The following is a 17,107-nucleotide window of genomic DNA, read 5'->3' on the forward strand; positions in this document are numbered from 1 at the left end:
GCACCGTGATCCCGAGCCGTTCCGACTTCACCGCCGTCGTCCTGCAGAACCTGACGACGACGGCGCCGTACCACCTCGTCCACCTGGCCGACGCCGGCGAGGTCCGGTCCGGGATCACCCCGGAGCGGGTGCACCCGGCGTTCCACACCTCGTTCGACTGGCACTCCTGCGTGCACATGCACTGGCTCGGCGTCGAGCTGCTGCTGGCCGGGGCGGACGACCCGCAGCTGCCGGCGGTCCTCGGCCGGACGCTGACCGCGGACCGGCTGCACGGCGAGGCCGCCAATCTCGACGCGCACCCGGTGTTCGAGCGGCCCTACGGCTGGGCCTGGGCGGCCCGGCTCACCGCCGCCTGCGCCCGGCTGCCCCGGCCGGACTGGCGGGACGCGCTGCAGCCGCTGACCGACACCGTGTACCGGCTGACCGCGGGCTGGCTCCCCCGGCTGCACCATCCGGTCCGGCACGGGCTGCACTCGAACACGGCGTTCGGCCTGACCCTGCTGCACGGCGCCGCGCTCGATCTCGGCCGCACCGACGACGCGGACCGGATCGCCGACGCGGCCCGCCGGCTGTTCTCCGGCGACCGCGGCTGGCCCGCCCGGTGGGAGCTGTCCGGGCAGGACTTCCTCTCCGCCGGGCTCTGCGAGGCGGACCTGATGGCCCGCGTCCTGCCCGCCGACGAGTTCGCGACCTGGTTCGACGGCTTCCTCCCGGACCCGGCGCCGCTGCTGGCGCCGGTCGAGGTGAGCGACCCGGGCGATCCGTACCTGGTGCACCTGGACGGGCTCAACCTGTCCCGGGCGGGCGCCGCGCACCGGCTCGCCGCGGTGCTCGGCGACGCGCAGCTCGCGGCGGCCGCCGAGGAGCTGCTCGGGCACGGCCTGCGGTCGCTGGCGAACCGCGACTTCGTGGCCACCCACTGGCTCGCCACGTTCGCCTGGGACGCGCTGCGCAGCCGGCCGGATCAGCCGTCCCGGCGCAGCATCGCCACGAACGGCGCCACGTAGAGCCTGCGGACCCGCTCCCAGCCCTCGTCGGAGTCCAGGTCGAGCGTGCCGGGGGTCAGCACCAGCGAGATCACCGTCCGCACGAGCAGCTCGGCGAACGGCTCCGCGTGCTCCGGCGGGACGGCGAGCCCGGCGACGTCCATCTCCCGGCGGACGTGCTCGCCGATCCACTCGGTCGCCATCGCGAGCACCGGCCCGCCCGAGGTCGTCAGGTGCGGCAGGATCACCTCGGGCTCGGTGCGCAGCAGCCGGTTCAGCACGACGTGACTGCGCAGGTAGCCGACGCAGAACCGGACGCCGACGACGATCGTGCCGTCCACCGTCGTCTCACCCCGGACGACCTTGTCTGCCTCCTCGGTGAACAGCCGCAGCTCCTCGAGCACCAGCGCGCGGATCAGTTCGTCCTTGCGCGGGAAGTAGCGGTACACCGTGACCCGGGCGATGTCGCACTGCCGGGCGACCTCGTCCATCGTGAAGCGGCGGAGCCCGAACTCCTCGGCCACCCGCCGGGCGGCGACGAGGATCCGGGCGGCCGTGGCATCGGTCTCGGACGTCCCGTCACGCATGGGGCCGGAGTGATCGGGGCCAGTCGGGCCGCCCGTCAGCATGGGCGATGCTTCCCTCCGCGTCGTCCGGCCCCGGGGGGCGACCAGCGGGTCGCGACCAGGACCGGCTTCCGGCCGTGTCGTACCCGGGGAGCATAACCGAGCGACGCGCGGGTGCAGGCCGGTCGCGCTCAGCGCCGCCCGCGGAGCGTCTCCGAGGGCAGCTCACCGAACTCCTCGGCGTACCGCCGGGCGAACCGGCCGAGATTGCCGAACCCCCACCTGGTGGCGACGTCGGCGACGGTGATCGCGCCGGGCTCCGCCGCCGCGAGTTCGGCCCGGGCCTTGGCCAGCCGGACCCGGATCAGCGCCTGCAGCGGGCTCGTCTGCAGCTCCCGGCGGACCGCCTCCTGCATCGACCGGACCGAGGTCCCGGCGGCGCGTGCCAGCGCCCGGGCGCTGAACGGCTCGCCGGCGTGCTCGTTCAGGTGGTCGATCACCCGGGCCACCGACGACGGCGGCGCCGGCTCCGCGGACCCGGTACCGGCCGGCCCGGCGCTCGGATGCGTCGCCACCAGCAGCTCCGCCAGGTGCCGGTGCAGCTCGGCGCGCCAGAGCGGGCCCGCCGCGGACAGGCCCGGGTCCCGCAACGACGCCTCGGCCAGCCGCAGACCGGACCGCCAGAGCCGGGCGTCCCGCTCGGAGCGCGGGCAGGCGAGCAGGAACCGCCGGGCCTGCGCCACCTCCTGCCCGACCACGTCGGCGACCGCGGTGTCGAAGGTCGTGCGGTCGAAGCGCAGGTTGGTGATCGTGACGTCGTCGTGCCAGCGCATCCGGAACTCGATCTCGGCGTCGAGCACCACCGAGCGCCCGGGCACCAGCAGCTCGCACGCCGGGCCGGCGCTGACCGTGATCGCACCGGAGGCGGGCTGCATGATGCAGTAGACCTGGGACAGCGGCCGGATCGGGACGACATCGCACTCGGTGCCGTAGCGCAGCTCGTCGAGCGCGACCGGGCCGTCGGACAGCGACGACTGGACGGCGTGGAAGCGGGCCGGCGCCCCGCGCACGCTGATGGTGTGCGGGCAGTAGGCCTCCCCGACGACGGCGCGCGCGTACTCGATGTCGGTGGTGTCGAGCCGGGTGTCCGGGCCGCTGTGCGGCTCCGACCGGCCGGTTCCGGCGGAATCCCTCATGACACTCCACGCCACGACCCTGCTCGCCGTCGGCACTGTTACAGGACGAGTACCAATGTATCGGCGATCGTGACGCCGGACAACGCCCCGGACCGGGCCACCCGGGTGGGGGATCCAGTGACCGGTAACGGCCGGCCGAAGGCACCCGATGTGATCGTCGTGCCGGTTCCGGTCCGCCTCGATCCCACCCAGGAGGGACGTCTGTGTGATGATGTCGCGCTCGGTGACCATCGAACCGCGCGGAACGGCCAGACGGCGCAACCCGGCGCCCGTTAGCGTCGCCAGACAGTCGTCGACGAGAGGCAGGCAGAGCGACGATGCACGAGGCGACGATCGACCTCCCCGGACGGGCCGCGCTGATCACCCAGCGGCTGTGCCGGCCGGACTTCCTCGCCCACGTCCGGTTCGCCTACCAGCCGATCGTGTGTCTGACCGGCCGCACGACGGTCGGCGTCGAGAGCCTGGCCCGATGGACCGATCCGCAGCTCGGCGAGGTCGCCCCGGCCGACTTCGTGCCGATCGCCGATGACACCGGCAGGCTCCCCGGCCTCACCACCCGCGCGCTGCTGGACGGCATGGAGGTCGTCCGCGGCGGCGGGTTCCTGTCGGTCAACGTCGACGTCGCCGGTTTCTGCGACCCGACCTTCCCGGGCCGGGTGCTCGACGCCTGCACCCTGCGGGCGTTCCCGCCGGACCGCCTGCTCCTCGAGGTGACCGAGACCGGCGTGATCCGCGAGCCCGACTGGTTCCGGGCGGCGATGACGACGCTGCAGCGGGCCGGGGTCCGGATCGCCGCCGACGACCTCGGTGCCGGCCTCAGCACGCTGGCCCGGGTGATCGAGTACCCGTTCGACGTGGTCAAGCTGGACCGCGCGCTGATCCGGCTGATCCACACCGGGCGCGGCCGCCGTGCCCTGTGCCGGGCGCTGGAGCTGGTGCACGAGCTCGGCGCGGTGGCCGTCGCCGAGGGCATCGAGGACGTCGCGACCGCGGAACGCTGCGCCGGCGCAGGGGTGGACCTCGGCCAGGGGTGGCTGTTCGGCAGGCCGGCGCCGGCCGGGCGGGCACCGGTGGCCTGACCGTCACCCGGCCGGGCGATCCCCCGCGCCAGGTGGCCAGAGATCGGTCCCGATCCGGCCAGACGCGACCGTTCCACCGTTCTAACGTCAGGGTGGTGAACAGGGTCCGGACGAGGAGGGGATGACCACGTGCAGGACAAGATCGCGCTCGAGGAGCACCTCTCCACACGGGAGAACGGTCAGTACTGGGACGACGCCGGGGAGGCCGCGCGGAACGGGCCGGCATACATGGCCGAGGTGGCTCGTCGGCTGCTCGACGTGGACGACCGGATCGCGACGATGGACCGCACGGGCATCGCGGTGTCCGTGCTGTCGCTGACCTCCCCCGGGGTGCAGGGCATCCCCGACCCGCAGGTGGCCGGCACGGTCGCCCGGCACACGAACGACACGATCCACGACACGTTCGTCCGGCCGCACCCCTCGCGGTTCGCGTTCTTCGCGACCGTCGCCGTCCAGGACCCGGACGCGGGCGCCCTCGAGCTGCAGCGGACCGTCACCGAGCTGGGCGCCAAGGGCGCGCTCGTCAACGGTTACACCGACCTGCCCAACGGCGGGGTCCGCTACCTGGACCACCCGTCCTACGAACCGTTCTGGGAGATGGCCGCCGAGCTCGGCGTACCGGTGTACCTGCATCCGCGGGAACCCCATCCGAGCTCCCGCGGCATCTACGACGGCTACGGGTCGCTGGTCGGTTCGGCCTGGGGTTTCGGCCACGAGACCGCGACCCACGCGGTGCGGCTGATGCTGTCCGGGCTGTTCGACCGGCATCCCGACCTGCAGATCGTGGTCGGGCACCTCGGCGAGGCAATGCCGTTCCTGCTGCCCCGGCTCGCGCACCGGCTGCACAAGCAGCGCGAGGGCACCGGGCTCGGGGCGGCGAAGCGGACCGTCATGGAGTACTTCACGTCGAACTTCGTGCTCACCACGAGCGGTCACTTCGACACCAAGGCGCTCGCCTACACGATCAGCACCATCGGCTCGGACCGGGTGCTGTTCTCGGCGGACTACCCGTACGAGTCCATGGACGAGGCGGCAACCTGGTTCGACGCGACCCCGCTGAACCGGAACGACGCGGATCGGATCGGCCGCCTCAACGCGGCGGAGCTGTTGCGGATCCCGACCGCCTAGAGCTGCGGACCGGACTCCGTTTCTTCCCCGGGACGGAACCCGGTCCGCGTCCGTTCCGGGTACCGGCGTTGCCCCCCGGCGCCGGTACCCGGAACCCCTGCCCGCCGCGCTCCATCAGGACCGGCCGAGGACGGGCCGCCGGTCGTGGGGCGGACGGTGGGCCCGGGGGACACCGGGGGCCGGCGCGGCCCGCCCCCGGTGTCCGCCGATTCCTCTCCGCTCCGGTCGTCCGTCCGGGTGACGCAGCCCCGGCCCCGGGCCGGCCGGACCCCGCGGACGGGCCGTGAGCTGGCAGGCTGGTGGCAACCGGCGGCCGTCATCCGGTCGCGCCGATGCCCGGCCGACCAGGGCTCGCGGACCAGAGGAAGGCTCCCGATGTCGTATCCGTACCCCAGCCCGTCCGCACCCCGGCCGTCCGAGGGCAGCCGGATCGCGGCCGTCCTCGCCCACCTCTCCGCGCCGATCGCCGCGGTCCTGAGCGCCGGGCTGCTGAGCCTGCTCGGCCCGCTGCTCGTCTGGCTGATCAAGAAGGACGACCCGTTCGCGCGCCGGGCCGCCGCCGGGGCGTTCAACTTCAACCTGACGTTCTGGGTGCTGTTCGTCGTCAGCTGGCTGCTGATCTTCACCGTGATCGGGATCATCGTCGCCGTGCCGCTGCTGCTCGCGCTGTTCGTGGTGTCCGCGTGGTGCCACATCAAGGGCGCGATCCGCGCGCCGAACAACGAGACCTACGACTACCCCTTCCAGCTCCGCGTGCTGTCCTGACCCGGACGCTCCACCGGCGACGCCCGCACGGCGCGCCACCGGTGTACCGCTGACACGTCGCGTCCGCGGGCAGGGGCACGATCAGCGAAGGGGCGCTTCCATGAGCGAGGCGACGGTCGTCGGTTCCGGGCCGAACGGGCTCGTCGCCGCCGCCGTGCTGGCCCGGGCCGGGGTGACGGTGACGGTGCTGGAGGCCGGCGACGAGATCGGCGGCGGCACCCGCACGATCGAGGCACTCGTCCCCGGCCTGCGCATCGACCACTGCTCGGCCGTGCACCCGATGGCCATCGGGTCCACCGCGCTGCGGGACCTCGACCTGGAGCGCCACGGCCTCCGCTGGCGGCTGCCCGAGATCGACTGCGCACATCCGCTCGACGGCGGCGGGGCCGGTCTGCTCCACCGCTCGGTCGAGGAGACCGCGGCCGGGCTCGGCGCCGACGGGGCGCTGTGGCGAGCGCTGTTCGGCGGCCCGTCGCGGCACTACGACGAGTTCTCCGCCGACATCATGGGGCCGCTGCTGCGCGTCCCCGGCCATCCCCTGCGGATCGCCCGGTTCGGGGCGCCCACGGTGCTCCCCGCGGAGGTCCTGGCCCGGGCGTTCCGCACGGAGCAGGGGCGGGCGCTGTTCCTGGGCACCGCGGCGCACGCCTTCCGGCCGCTGAACCGGCCGCTGTCGTCGGCGATCGGCATGGGGATCCTGACCGCGGGCCACCGGCACGGCTGGGGGGTCGCCGAGGGCGGGTCGGGCGCCATCCCGGCGGCGCTCGCCGCGGTGCTCGCCGAACACGGCGGCCGGATCGAGACCGGCGTGCACGTCCGTTCGTGGCGCGAGCTGCCGCCGTCGGACGTGACGCTGTGGGACGTCGGCCCCGATCAGCTGCCCGCACTGCTCGGCGAGCTGCTGCCGGCCCGGGTCGCCCGCTCCTACCGGCGGTTCCGGTACGGCCCGGCGGCGTTCAAGGTCGACTACGCGGTGCAGGACGGGATCCCGTGGAGCGCAGCAGGTGCCCGGCGGGCCGGGACGGTGCACGTCGCGGGCCCGGCGGCGGAGACCGCGCACGTCGAGCGGGAGGTGCACGCCGGGCGGATGCCGGAACGGCCGTTCGTCCTGGTCGGCCAGCAGTCCCTCGCCGATCCCACCCGGGCGGTCGGGGACGTGCACCCGGTCTACGCCTACGCCCACGTCCCGCACGGCTACACCGGGGACGCGACGGAGGCGGTGACCGCCCAGATCGAGCGGTTCGCCCCCGGGTTCCGGGACCGGATCGTCGCCACGACGAGCACGGACCCGGCGGCGTTCTCGGGCAATCCCAACTTCGTCGGCGGCAACATCCTGACCGGCGCCAAGGACCTCCGGCAGCTGGTGTTCGGGCCCCGGACGACCCTGCAGCCCTACGACACCGGGGCGGCCGGGCACTATCTCTGCTCGGCGGCGACGCCGCCGGGCCCGGGTGCGCACGGGATGTGCGGTGCACACGCCGCGGCCCGCGCACTCGCCCGTCTGGCGCGCTGACCGGTGGCCGGTCGTCCGCGGGACGGCCACCAGGTGTCGACGGGGTGCCCTCGATCTCGGCGGCGATCCTGTCGCGGCTCCGGGTCGCGATCGGAATCGCCGGGCATCGGCCGTAACCTCGGCGGATGGTGGAGGACTGCCTGATCTGCGCCAAACACGAGGGCCGTGGCCCGCTCGTCGCGCCGGTCGCATGGACCACCGAGGAATTCGTGGTGACACACCATGCTCCCGCCGCCGACGGCCTCGGATTCGTCGGCTACCTCCTCGTCGAGCCACGACGCCATGTCGCCACGTGGGATCTCCTCACCATCACGGAGGTGCAGGGGATGGCCACGGCCGCCTGGCTCGCCGCACGAGCGTTACGTCGCCTGCTCGACGTCGAGGGCGTCTTCACCGCGATCATCGGCCGCCAGGTCCCGCACGTCCATCAGCACGTCTTCGTGCGGCATGCGGGCACACCGGCGGACCTCCGCTGGGACGAGTCCCCCGACTGGTCGGGGGCTCCCACACGGACTCTCGGCGGCCTGGAGGAGTTCGCACGGCAGGTGCGCCATGCCGCCGGCACCACGTGACCGCCGTGCTGCCCGGGGTTTTCCTGGTGAAGCCCCCTGGGGGCGGGACTCCCGGGGAACGTCGGCGACGGGCTCGTCAGCGGGCGGGAACGATCTCGCTCGATCGGCCTCCGTGGCCGGGCCGACCCGCTGGGATCCGTGCTCCGCCCGGACTCGACCTGGCCGAGCGCGCCCGCTACTCCGACGGCGCCGCCCGCGCACTCGCCCGTCCGGCGCGCTGACCGGTGGCCGGTCGTCCGCGGGACGGCGGCATCGGCCGGTTCCCTCCCTCGAGCATCCGGCCCGACGTCGTCGCGGAGGCCCGGACCCGGGCCCTGGCGATCCTCGACGCGCCGGTCGAGCCCGTGGCGGGGCTCGCCGGGTGGCGGACCTCCGGGCGGAGCAGGTGCGTCGGGCACATCCGCTCCGCCCGGAGGTCTCGCCGTGCTCACCGCGACACCTCACCCGGGCTCCCGGCCGGTCGCGGCCGGATCAGGACGACAGCCCCACCCACCGCCTCCCGGTGCCCCGGACGACGCGGCCGAACGCCGAACCGCTGAAGTGCGCGTCGGCGCCGATCGTCGACGGGGTGCCCTCGAGCTCGGCGGCGATCCTGTCGCGGGTCCGGGCGGCCGTGTCCGGGTCGACGTCGAAGATGATCCGCAGGTCGTCGTCGCCGAGCTGGAGCGGGCAGTGCACGACGTCGCCGAGGATGATCGCGCGCTCGACGCCGGAGGAGACCACCAGCGAGCAGTGGCCGGGGGTGTGGCCCGGGCTGGCGAGCACGTTCACCCCGCGCGCCAGGGCCTGACCGTCGGCGACCGACTCCACCCGGTCGCGCAGCGGCGCCTGCACCGCCACCGGGTGCGGCCCGACCACCATCAGCCGCTCGTCGGTGACGCCCTGCCAGAACTCGAACTCGCCGTCGCCGACCAGGTGGCGGGCGTTGGGGAAGGTCAGCTTGCCGTCCTGGGCGGTCCAGCCGACGTGATCGAGGTGCAGGTGCGTGTAGAACACGGTGTCGATCTCGGCGGGCTCCACCCCGGCCGCGCGGAGGCTGGACAGCAGCCGTCCGCCGCGGAACTCCCCGCCGACGGGTTCGAAGGGGACGGTCATGTCCCCGAATCCCAGATCGACGACGATCTTCTCGCCGCCGGTCTCGACGAGGAACCCGCCGATGGTCAGCATCAGCAGGCCGTCGGCGTCGAACAGCTCCCGATGGGCCTCCCACAGCTCGGCGTTGCCGGTCGGGAAGACCGCCTCCGCCGACACCACGGCGTCGCCGTCGGGCAGATAGGTGATCCGGATGTCGCCGACGTCGACGGACTCCTGCGGAGCGGAGCGGGCCGGAGCCGTCATGCCAGCGCTCCCAGCACCGGCTTGAACGGGAAGATCCGGGTGTCGACGACGACGCCGTCGGCGACGTACGGGTCGCCGTCGAGCACCGACTTCAGCTCGGCCACGTCGGCGACCTCGGCGACGAGGATGCCGCCGGTGCCGTCCTCGAACGGGCCTGCGACGCGGATCGTGCCCGCCGCGACCTGCTCCTTGAGGTATGCGCCGTGCGGGCCGCGCGCCTTGTCGATCAGATCGGTGTCCTCGGTGTACTTCCAGACCACGGTGAAGAACGCCATGACATGTCTCCTCGGGATGTCGGGCTCACTGCCGTCGGACAGTGCGCCGGGATGCCGGCCGTGGTCGGCCGGCTCTGTCGCGCGCGTGCGCGCATCGCGGTGCGGCGGCGGGCCGGTCGCCCGGACGCGCCCGCGCCGCCCGCTCGTTCGTGGGCGCGGCTCGTGTACGCGGCAGGTCACCGGCCCCGCCGGGGTTCGTCCGGTGCCGCCGCTCGTCGTGGGCCGCGGTCAGCTCAGTGCGAAGCCCTTGTAACCGGCGTTCGCGATCTCCGACCACTTGCGGAAGTACGTCGGCAGGCCGCCGGGGTAGTTCAGCAGCTGCCGCGGCTTGCCGGGGACGTTCGCGCCCATGTACCAGGAGTTGGCCCGGTCGTAGAGGCCGGCTTCGGTCAGCTCGGTGACGTGCGATGTCCAGTTCCGGTCCGAGTCCGGCTCGGACTCGATCCGGCTGTACCCGTTGTCGCGCAGGTAATCGATGGTGTCGAGGATCAGGTCGCCCTGCAGCTCTGCGCAGGTCGGACCGTTGCAGAAGCCGGACGGGCTCTGCGGGCCGTAGAGGAAGAACATGTTCGGGAAGGCCGCCGTTGCGACCCCGAAGTACGTCTCGACACCGGTGGACCACTTGTCCCGGAGCGAGCGGCCGTCGGTGCCCCGGATGTCGATCGCGGTCAACCCGCCGGTCACCGCGTCGAAGCCGGTGGCGAGCACGATGATGTCGAACTCGCGATCACCGGAGGCGGTTCGGACCCCGTTCGGGAGGATCCGCTCGATCGGATCCTCGTGCAGGTCGACCAGCTCGACGTTGTCCTGGTTGAAGATGTCGTAGTAGGTGCGCTCCAGCGAGGGGCGCTTGACACCGAAGGGATAGGCCTTCTTGAGCGGTGCGAGCTTCTCCCGCAGCACCGGGTCCTTGATGCGGGCGCGTGTGCGGTCCCGCCAGAAGCGATAGGCGGTGTCGTTCGCCTCGTCCTCGAACAGGACGTCCTGGTAGGTGCCGAGCCAGAACTTGAAACCGCCCTCCCACAGCTCCTCGTAGGTGGCGGTGCGCTCCTCCTCGCTGACCGCGAGCGCGGACGTGGGGATGAAGTCCCACTCGAAGCCGGCGAAGGTGCTCCCGCGGCGACTGAAGCGGTCTTCGAGATCGAGCCTGATCCGCTCGTTGTCCTCGTCGCCGAGGTCGAACTGGCGCATCGGGAGCGCCTGCACCGGGGTGCGCTGGAAGATCGTCAGCTGCGCGGCACAGGTCGCGGCCTCCTGGGCGACCTGCACCCCGCTCGCACCGGTACCGATGATCGCGATCTGCTTGTCGCGCAGGTCCACACCCTCCTGCGGCCACAGGCCGGTGTGGTGGCTGACGCCCGTGAAGTCGTCCAGGCCGGGGATGTCCGGGAAGATCGGCTTCGAGCCGAAGCCGGTGCAGAGCACGAGGAAGCGGCAACTGGTCGTCGAGCCGTCACCCGCCTCGACCGTCCAGCGGTTGGTCCGCTCGTCGAAGGTCGCCGACTCGACCCGGGCGTTGAAGCGGATGTCCTTGCTCAGGTCGAGCTTCCGGTCGACGTGCGCGAAGTAGCGACGCAGCTCCTGCCAGCCCGGGTACAGCTCGGAGAACCCGAAATCCTTCCACAGGTCGTCGCGGGTGAACTGGTAGATCGGACCTTCGCTGTCCACCCGGGCACCCGGGTAGCAGTTCCAGTACCAGATGCCACCCATGCCGCCGCCGGCTTCGAGGATCCTGGTCGTGAACCCGCGTCTGCGGAGGTTCTCGAGCTGGTAGAGACCGGCGAAGCCGGCCCCGACGATCAGGACGTCGAGCTCGTCGACGCTGGTGCTGGTAGTGGCCATGGTGAAGTCCCTCTCCTCATTGAGAATCGACATTGAGAGTTGAACGGATGGCGATGCGGGACCCCTGGCGAGGTCCAGCGGGGATCGGATGGAGGCAGTACCGGCGGTGGCGGCATCGGCCGTGCGACGGCGATGACGGATCCGGTGTCCGGGATGCGCGGCCTTCGGCGGCGCGGGGGGCCGCGGCGGTCAGGTCCGCGACGGTCGCGACCGGCTGGGTGCCGGTCCGGCGGGTTCGCGCAGGCCGGCGTGCGCGGCCCTGGCGGATGCCGGTCCCGCGGGTTCGCCCGGGCCGGTCCCGTCGCGGTCGTCAGGTCCGACCGGGTCGCCGAGGTCGGCAGGTCCGGCGGCTGTGTCGCCGCCCGCGCGGCCCACAGGTCCGGTGGGACCGGCGGATGCGGGGACGCTGAAGGGCCCGGCCTCCGAGCCGGGGACGAGGCCCGGCGCCCAGCCCCGCACCGGGCCGCCGAGGTGGAACAGCAGCAGCGGCCACAGTGCCCGGTCGCCGGCCCGCGCGGCCATCGTCGTCACGGCGTCGTCCCATCCATGGAGGTGTCCGTAGTCGTTGCGCCACGCGAGCGCCCGGGTGGTGGACCGGTGCAGGTCGTGTTCCGCCGTGGTGCCGATCGCGCCGTGCACCTGGTGGGCGTTGCGGGTCACGACCGACGCCGCGTGTCCGGTGCAGGACCGCGCGACCGCGACCGCGAACGGCAGGCCCGGATCCGCGGCCCCGGCCAGGTCGACGGCGCCGTCGACGGCGGCCAGTGCGAGGGCGGTCTCCGCGGCGGCGTCGATGATCAGGGCCTGGACGGCCTGGAAGTCCGCCAGCCTGCGGCCGAACTGCTCCCGGGTCCCGGCGTGCTGGATGCTCAGCTCGACCGCCCGCTCGAGGGCGCCGCAGATCTGCGCGGCGCGGGCCAGCGCCCCGCGCAGCAGCAGGTCCTCGACGAGGCGCCGATCGACCGGCACCCCGTGCACGGGGCCCGTGGCCACGACGGCGCTCCGGGGCTCGCCCGCCGGGTTCGTCCCGTGTCCCAGGACGAGATCGGCGGGTGCGGCCACCGCAACGCGCCACCCGTCGCCGTCCGGCCGGACCAGGACGACCCGGTCGGCGACGGCGCCGTACGGGGCGATCCCGCGCCCGTCGTCATCGAGGACGCAGACGGTGTCGACACCCCCGTCCCCGGCAGGGGGAAGCCCGGTCCGGTCCAGCAGCCACCCGGCCAGCAGGTCGTGCTCGACCTGCGGGACGTCGAGCGCGTGGAAGGCCAGCCTGCGGGCGAGGTACGCCCCGGCCGGCCCGCCCGCGCCGCTGCCACCCGAGGTCTCCGGCGTGGTCAGCCGGGCGAACCCGAGATCGGTCAGCGAGGTCCACAGCTCCCGGTCGAAGGAGGTGGCGCCGCGGCCGTCGGCGGGCCGGCCGCGCCGGTCACCCAGTACCGAGTCGATCGTGTCGGCCAGCATCGGGTCGACGTTGCGGGCGTTCATCGGCGGACCCCGATCCGGCGCGCGACGATCCCCTGCAGGACCTCGTTCGAGCCGCCGCGCAGGGTGAAGCCGGGCATCTCGAGCAGGCCGGTCCGTACGTGGTCCTGCAGCGCGGGTTCACGGTCCGGCGGGAGGCCACCCGCGAGCGTGTCCGCGACGTCGGCGATGTCGCCCTCGTGCCGGGTCCCCAGCAGTTTGACGAGTGCGGCCTCGCCGGCCGCCGAGTCGCCCCGCGCGAGGGTCTCCGCGATGTCCGCGGACATGCGGTGCAGGGCCGCGGTACGGGCGACGAGCCTGCCGATCCGGGCGTCGGCGGGCACCGAGCCGCGGCCGGTGGCGGCGACGAGCTCCTGCAGCAGGGGGTAGGTCGACAGCAGCCGCTCCGGGCCGCTGCGCTCGAAGGCGAGCTCCGAGGTCACCTGCGTCCAGCCGTTCCCGACGGTGCCGAGCACGCCGGCATCCGGGACGAACGCCTCGTCGAGCACCACCTCGTTGAAGTGGTGCTCCCCGTTCATCGACATGATCGGTCGGACCTGGATCCGGGGGTCGCCGAGCTCCACCACGAACTGGCTGAGCCCGGCGTGCCGGTCGTCGGGATCGGTCGCGGTGCGGGCCAGTACGACCAGCGCGTGTGCCCGGTGCGCGCCGGAGGTCCACACCTTGGTGCCGGTGAGCTGCCACCCACCGTCGACCCGGACCGCGCGGGTACGGACGCTCGCCAGGTCCGAGCCGGCGTCGGGCTCGCTCATGCCCAGGCCGAAGTAGTACCCGCCGGAGGCGATCCGAGGCAGGTAGTACCGCTTCTGCTCCTCGGTGCCGTACCTGAGGATCGAGGGCGCGATCTGCCGGTCGGCGATCCAGTGGGCGGCGATCGGGGCGCCGGCGGCGAGCAGCTCCCCGGTCACGGCGAACCGTTCGAGATGGCTCCGGCCGTGGCCGCCGTACCCGGCCGGAACGGTCATCCCGACCCAGCCCCGCTCGGCGAGCGTGCGGCTGAACGACTCGTCCCAGCCTGTGAGCCAGCTGTTGACGCGGGGGGTGAACACACCCGCATCGACGGCTGCGGCCAGGAAGCGGCGCACCTCGGTCCGTAGCTCGCGCAGCTCCGGCGCCGGCCGGTCGGTGACGGTCGAGGTGCTCACGCGCACTCCTCGTTCACGGGGGCCGGGTGGTCACCCGCCACGACCCTGCGGGCGAACAGGTCCGCGACCTCGGCAGGCGAGTAGCCGGCCTGGGCGAGGATCTCGGCGGAGTTCTCCCCGAGTCGTGGGGCGTGGCGGGTGAGTCCGATCGGGGTCTCGGAGAAGTCCATCGGTGTCGGGGTCACGAAGTAGCGGCCCTCGGACGGGTGCTCGACGCTGCGCAGGAGATTCCGCTCGCGGACGTAGTCGTCCTCCCCCACCGCCGCGAGATCGAGCAGTTCGCTCGCCGGGATCTCGTGCTTCGCGCAGAGCTCCAGCCACTCCTCGGTCGTCCGGTGCCGGGCGATCCGGCTGACGGTGCCGAGCAGCTCGTCCATGTTGCGGTGACGCTCGTTGACCTCGCGGAACCGCGGATCGTCGGCGAGTTCGGGCCGGCCGGCGAGGGCGAAGAAGTCCCGCCAGTTCTGGTCGGAGTACGGCATGATGCAGATCCACCCGTCGGCCGTGCGGTGCGGCCGGCGTTCCGACACGAGGATCCGGGACCAGCCGAAGTCCCCCTCGGGCGGATCGAAGGTGTGCCCGCCCAGGTGCTCGACCAGGTTGAACGCGATCATCGCGTCGACCATCGGGATGTCCACACTCTGTCCGCGGCCGGTCACGCGGGCCCGCAGCACCGCCGCCAGTGCGCCGACCGCGATGTGCAGCGCGACCACCTTGTCCGCGATGACGTAGGGGGCGTAGCTCGGCCGGCCGTGGACCCGGTCGGTGAGCAGCGCCGCGCCGGACGCGGCCTGCACGATGTCGTCGTAGGCCGGGCTGTCCGCCAGGTCCGTCCGGGAGCCGTAGGCCTGCGCGGTGCACATCACCAGCCGCGGGTTGCACTCGGACAGCGCCGCGTAAGTGATGCCCAGGCGCTCCCGGGACCGCGGCCTGAGGTTCGTGACGATCACGTCGGCGTCCTCGACCAGCCGCCGCAGCGCCGCGAGCCCGTCCGGCTCGCGCAGGTTCAGCGCGATGCTGCGCTTGTTGCGCTGCAGGTTCAGCGTCATCGCGGTCATCCCGGCGTGCCGACGGGCGCCGATGCCGCGGGTCATGTCGCCCTCCAACGGCTCGACCTTGACCACATCAGCACCCAGATCGCCGAGCACGGCCGTGGCATACGGACCCATCACGACGGTCGTGAGATCGATGACGCGAACGCCGTCCAACGGTCCGACCGCGCGGGGCGAGGCCGCGCCGGCCGGGCCGCCCGGATCATCTGTGATGTCTCGCACAAGCCGAACTGTGCCACTTAACTGCGAAGTCCGCAAGTACGTGTAAAGCTACGTATATACGTTGCAGTTACGATGGACGAGGAGGCGGTCATGACGACACACGGCGCGATGCGGGGCCGCGGACGACCACGGCACCGCATGGTCGACCTGATGGCGGTCCTGCTCCAGGAGGCGGCACGATCGCCGGAGGGCCTGACCCTCACCGAGATGGCCGCGCGGACCGAGGCACCGCTGAGCACGGTGCAGACCCTGGTGAACGGGCTCGTCGTCGCCGGATATCTGGACGAGCGCGCGCGGCGCTACACGCTGGGCGCCGCGCCCTACCTGCTGAACCTGATGGCCGGCCGGTACATGCCCGGAAAGGTGACCCACGAGCACCTGGAAGCGATACACGCGGAAACCGGCCTGACGACGGTCCTCTCGATCGCGGTCGCCAACGACCTGTTCTATGTGGACCATGTGTCGAACGATCCGAAATACGCGTACCTCGCGGAGAACCGGGTGCGACGGTCACTGATACGGGCGTCGTCCGGCTGGGTCCTCCTGGCCGGCATGGAACAGCGCACCCTGTGGACCTACCTGCGGAATCTCCCGCGGAACGAGGAACAGTACGTCGATCCCTTCCTGGACCACCTCCAGGAGCTGCAGGAAACCGGGATCTGCGCCTCCCCGCACGTCTCCGACATCGGCGAAGGGGTGTCGGTGGCCGTCAAGGAGAACGGCCGGACCAGGGCCGCGATCGGAATCGTCGGAACCCGGCACGACATCTCCGCCCGATGCGACGAGCTGGTGGAGACGCTGCGGCGCCACCAGCCGTCGTTCAGCGTCGGTGCGCCCCCGGAATGACTTGAGGAGAATCCGGCGGGCGCAGCTGAGTGCCGCCGATTCGTGGTGCAGAACCATGCGCTCGCCGACGGCCTCGGGTTCGTCGGCCACCTCCTCGTCGAGCCATGACGCCATGTCGCCACGTGGGATCTCCTCACCATCACGGAGGGCCGCCTGGCTCACCGCACGAGCGTTACGTCGGCTGCTCGATATCGAGGGCGTCTTCACCGCGATCATCGGCCGCCAGGTCCCGCACGGTCCATCAGCACGTCTTCGTGCGGCACGCGGGCACACCGGCGGTCGGGGGCTCCCACTCGTTAGCGGGCGGGAACGATCTCGCTCGATCGACTTCGGTGGCCGGGCTGAACTGCTGGGATCCGTGCTCCGCCCACGCACGGGGCGCAGGCGGCACCGAAGGGGCGGAGCATTGCAGATCACCGGTCCACCGATGACGAGACGGACGATCGTCGTCATCGCGGTCGCCGTACTACTGCTGGGGTGGGCGGTCGGCCTGGTGGGCTGGTGGCTCACCACGGACTCCCGCGGCTCCGGGGTGACACCCTCGGCGGCAGCCCGACTCGACCTGGCCGAGCGGGCCCGCTACTCCGACGGCGCCGGTCCGGCCCCGTCCACGGTCGGGATCCTCGCGAACGACGAGAAGGCGTGCACGGCCACGATGGTCTCCTCGAACTCGGGCAGCGTCCTCGCGACGGCGGCACACTGCGTCTACGCCGACGACCGCTGGGTGGAGGGACTGCGGTTCCACCCTGGCTACAGTCGTGGCGACAGCCGGTTCGGCATCTGGGACCTCGAAGGCGCCTGGGTCCCCGCGGCCTGGCAGCAGACCGCCGGACGCGCCGGAGCGCAGTTCCGCTCCGAACACGACATCGCCTTCGTCCGTCTCGCCCCCGACGCCGCAGGAAACCGCGCCCAGGACGTCCTCGGCGCACAGGGGTTCTCCTTCGACAACCCGCCGGCGGCCCGGTCACGATCACCGGCTACCCCGGCGAGCCGCCCTACGACGGCCAGACCCAGCAGTCCTGTGCAGGGATCGCCCACGACATCGGCGGCCCCGACGGTGAGCTCGTCCGCGTCGACTGCGACCTGACCGCAGGATC

The 17,107-nt window shown here is 72.7% G+C and carries 16 protein-coding genes; 8 read left to right on the plus strand and 8 right to left on the minus strand.

Going from position 1 to position 17,107, the window contains the following annotated elements:
- The first annotated feature begins 5 nt into the window (after positions 1-5).
- Positions 6-1,007 carry a DUF2891 family protein gene (locus ABD160_RS20205; RefSeq protein ID WP_344024768.1) on the plus strand — a complete coding sequence of 334 codons (1,002 nt, stop codon included), beginning with the start codon at positions 6-8 and terminating at the stop codon, positions 1,005-1,007.
- Here ABD160_RS20205 and ABD160_RS20210 read toward each other — a convergent pair.
- Both ABD160_RS20210 and ABD160_RS20215 read right to left on the minus strand, forming a co-directional pair.
- Positions 965-1,573: a TetR/AcrR family transcriptional regulator gene (locus tag ABD160_RS20210; protein ID WP_344024770.1), complete on the minus strand. Its 609-nt coding sequence runs from the start codon at positions 1,571-1,573 to the stop codon at positions 965-967. The two genes, ABD160_RS20205 and ABD160_RS20210, sit on opposite strands and share 43 nt — an antisense overlap.
- A gap of 170 nt (positions 1,574-1,743) precedes the next feature.
- On the minus strand, positions 1,744-2,748 hold the full coding sequence (locus ABD160_RS20215; protein WP_344024771.1) for an AraC family transcriptional regulator: 1,005 nt from the start codon (positions 2,746-2,748) through the stop codon (positions 1,744-1,746).
- A 317-nt stretch (positions 2,749-3,065) separates the two neighbouring features.
- Between ABD160_RS20215 and ABD160_RS20220 the strand changes: the two genes are divergently transcribed.
- The 5 genes from ABD160_RS20220 (at position 3,066) to ABD160_RS20240 (ending at position 7,805) form a co-directional block, all read left to right on the plus strand.
- Positions 3,066-3,827: an EAL domain-containing protein gene (locus tag ABD160_RS20220; protein ID WP_344024773.1), complete on the plus strand. Its 762-nt coding sequence runs from the start codon at positions 3,066-3,068 to the stop codon at positions 3,825-3,827.
- A gap of 129 nt (positions 3,828-3,956) precedes the next feature.
- A complete protein-coding gene (locus tag ABD160_RS20225; RefSeq protein ID WP_344024775.1) occupies positions 3,957-4,955 on the plus strand; it encodes an amidohydrolase family protein in 999 nt (332 codons plus the stop codon).
- A gap of 375 nt (positions 4,956-5,330) precedes the next feature.
- Positions 5,331-5,720: a DUF4870 domain-containing protein gene (locus ABD160_RS20230; protein WP_344024777.1), complete on the plus strand. Its 390-nt coding sequence runs from the start codon at positions 5,331-5,333 to the stop codon at positions 5,718-5,720.
- A 100-nt stretch (positions 5,721-5,820) separates the two neighbouring features.
- Positions 5,821-7,233, plus strand: a complete 1,413-nt coding sequence (locus tag ABD160_RS20235) for a phytoene desaturase family protein (protein WP_344024779.1) — start codon at positions 5,821-5,823, stop codon at positions 7,231-7,233.
- A 125-nt stretch (positions 7,234-7,358) separates the two neighbouring features.
- On the plus strand, positions 7,359-7,805 hold the full coding sequence (locus ABD160_RS20240) for an HIT domain-containing protein (RefSeq protein WP_344024781.1): 447 nt from the start codon (positions 7,359-7,361) through the stop codon (positions 7,803-7,805).
- Between the two features lie 471 nt (positions 7,806-8,276).
- Here ABD160_RS20240 and ABD160_RS20245 read toward each other — a convergent pair whose 3' ends face one another.
- The 6 genes from ABD160_RS20245 to ABD160_RS20270 form a co-directional block, all read right to left on the minus strand.
- Positions 8,277-9,143: an MBL fold metallo-hydrolase gene (locus ABD160_RS20245; protein WP_344024783.1), complete on the minus strand. Its 867-nt coding sequence runs from the start codon at positions 9,141-9,143 to the stop codon at positions 8,277-8,279.
- Positions 9,140-9,418: a YciI family protein gene (locus ABD160_RS20250; protein ID WP_344024785.1), complete on the minus strand. Its 279-nt coding sequence runs from the start codon at positions 9,416-9,418 to the stop codon at positions 9,140-9,142. The genes ABD160_RS20245 and ABD160_RS20250 overlap by 4 nt, the downstream gene beginning before the upstream one ends.
- Before the next feature lie 228 nt (positions 9,419-9,646).
- Positions 9,647-11,260, minus strand: a complete 1,614-nt coding sequence (locus ABD160_RS20255; RefSeq protein WP_344024787.1) for a flavin-containing monooxygenase — start codon at positions 11,258-11,260, stop codon at positions 9,647-9,649.
- 189 nt (positions 11,261-11,449) lie between these two features.
- Positions 11,450-12,748 (minus strand): acyl-CoA dehydrogenase family protein, encoded by a 1,299-nt coding sequence (locus ABD160_RS20260; RefSeq protein WP_344024789.1) that lies wholly within the window; start codon positions 12,746-12,748, stop codon positions 11,450-11,452.
- The gene (locus ABD160_RS20265; RefSeq protein ID WP_344024791.1) at positions 12,745-13,890 is read right to left on the minus strand and encodes an acyl-CoA dehydrogenase family protein; all 1,146 of its coding nucleotides are present in this window, start codon (positions 13,888-13,890) and stop codon (positions 12,745-12,747) included. Before ABD160_RS20265 ends, ABD160_RS20260 begins: the two co-directional genes overlap by 4 nt.
- A complete protein-coding gene (locus ABD160_RS20270; RefSeq protein WP_344024793.1) occupies positions 13,887-15,164 on the minus strand; it encodes a CaiB/BaiF CoA transferase family protein in 1,278 nt (425 codons plus the stop codon). The genes ABD160_RS20265 and ABD160_RS20270 overlap by 4 nt, the downstream gene beginning before the upstream one ends.
- 72 nt (positions 15,165-15,236) lie before the next feature.
- Between ABD160_RS20270 and ABD160_RS20275 the strand changes: the two genes are divergently transcribed.
- Together ABD160_RS20275 and ABD160_RS20280 are read left to right on the plus strand one after the other, a co-directional pair.
- Positions 15,237-16,010: a helix-turn-helix domain-containing protein gene (locus ABD160_RS20275; RefSeq protein ID WP_344024795.1), complete on the plus strand. Its 774-nt coding sequence runs from the start codon at positions 15,237-15,239 to the stop codon at positions 16,008-16,010.
- A 427-nt stretch (positions 16,011-16,437) separates the two neighbouring features.
- Complete coding sequence (locus tag ABD160_RS20280; RefSeq protein ID WP_344024797.1) at positions 16,438-17,097, plus strand: trypsin-like serine peptidase; 660 nt, start codon at positions 16,438-16,440, stop codon at positions 17,095-17,097.
- Positions 17,098-17,107: the final 10 nt, after the last annotated feature.

The sequence above is a fragment of the Pseudonocardia kongjuensis genome (assembly GCF_039526905.1).
GTDB classification, from domain to species: domain Bacteria; phylum Actinomycetota; class Actinomycetes; order Mycobacteriales; family Pseudonocardiaceae; genus Pseudonocardia; species Pseudonocardia kongjuensis.

Coding starts and splice junctions, on each gene's coding strand:
- ABD160_RS20210 (WP_344024770.1), bottom strand. CDS start 1,573: ATGCGTGACGGGACGTCCGAGACCGATGCCACGGCCGCCCGGATCCTC.
- ABD160_RS20215 (WP_344024771.1), bottom strand. CDS start 2,748: ATGAGGGATTCCGCCGGAACCGGCCGGTCGGAGCCGCACAGCGGCCCG.
- ABD160_RS20220 (WP_344024773.1), top strand. CDS start 3,066: ATGCACGAGGCGACGATCGACCTCCCCGGACGGGCCGCGCTGATCACC.
- ABD160_RS20230 (WP_344024777.1), top strand. CDS start 5,331: ATGTCGTATCCGTACCCCAGCCCGTCCGCACCCCGGCCGTCCGAGGGC.
- ABD160_RS20235 (WP_344024779.1), top strand. CDS start 5,821: ATGAGCGAGGCGACGGTCGTCGGTTCCGGGCCGAACGGGCTCGTCGCC.
- ABD160_RS20240 (WP_344024781.1), top strand. CDS start 7,359: ATGGTGGAGGACTGCCTGATCTGCGCCAAACACGAGGGCCGTGGCCCG.
- ABD160_RS20245 (WP_344024783.1), bottom strand. CDS start 9,143: ATGACGGCTCCGGCCCGCTCCGCTCCGCAGGAGTCCGTCGACGTCGGC.
- ABD160_RS20250 (WP_344024785.1), bottom strand. CDS start 9,418: ATGGCGTTCTTCACCGTGGTCTGGAAGTACACCGAGGACACCGATCTG.
- ABD160_RS20255 (WP_344024787.1), bottom strand. CDS start 11,260: ATGGCCACTACCAGCACCAGCGTCGACGAGCTCGACGTCCTGATCGTC.
- ABD160_RS20260 (WP_344024789.1), bottom strand. CDS start 12,748: ATGAACGCCCGCAACGTCGACCCGATGCTGGCCGACACGATCGACTCG.
- ABD160_RS20275 (WP_344024795.1), top strand. CDS start 15,237: ATGGACGAGGAGGCGGTCATGACGACACACGGCGCGATGCGGGGCCGC.
- ABD160_RS20280 (WP_344024797.1), top strand. CDS start 16,438: ATGACGAGACGGACGATCGTCGTCATCGCGGTCGCCGTACTACTGCTG.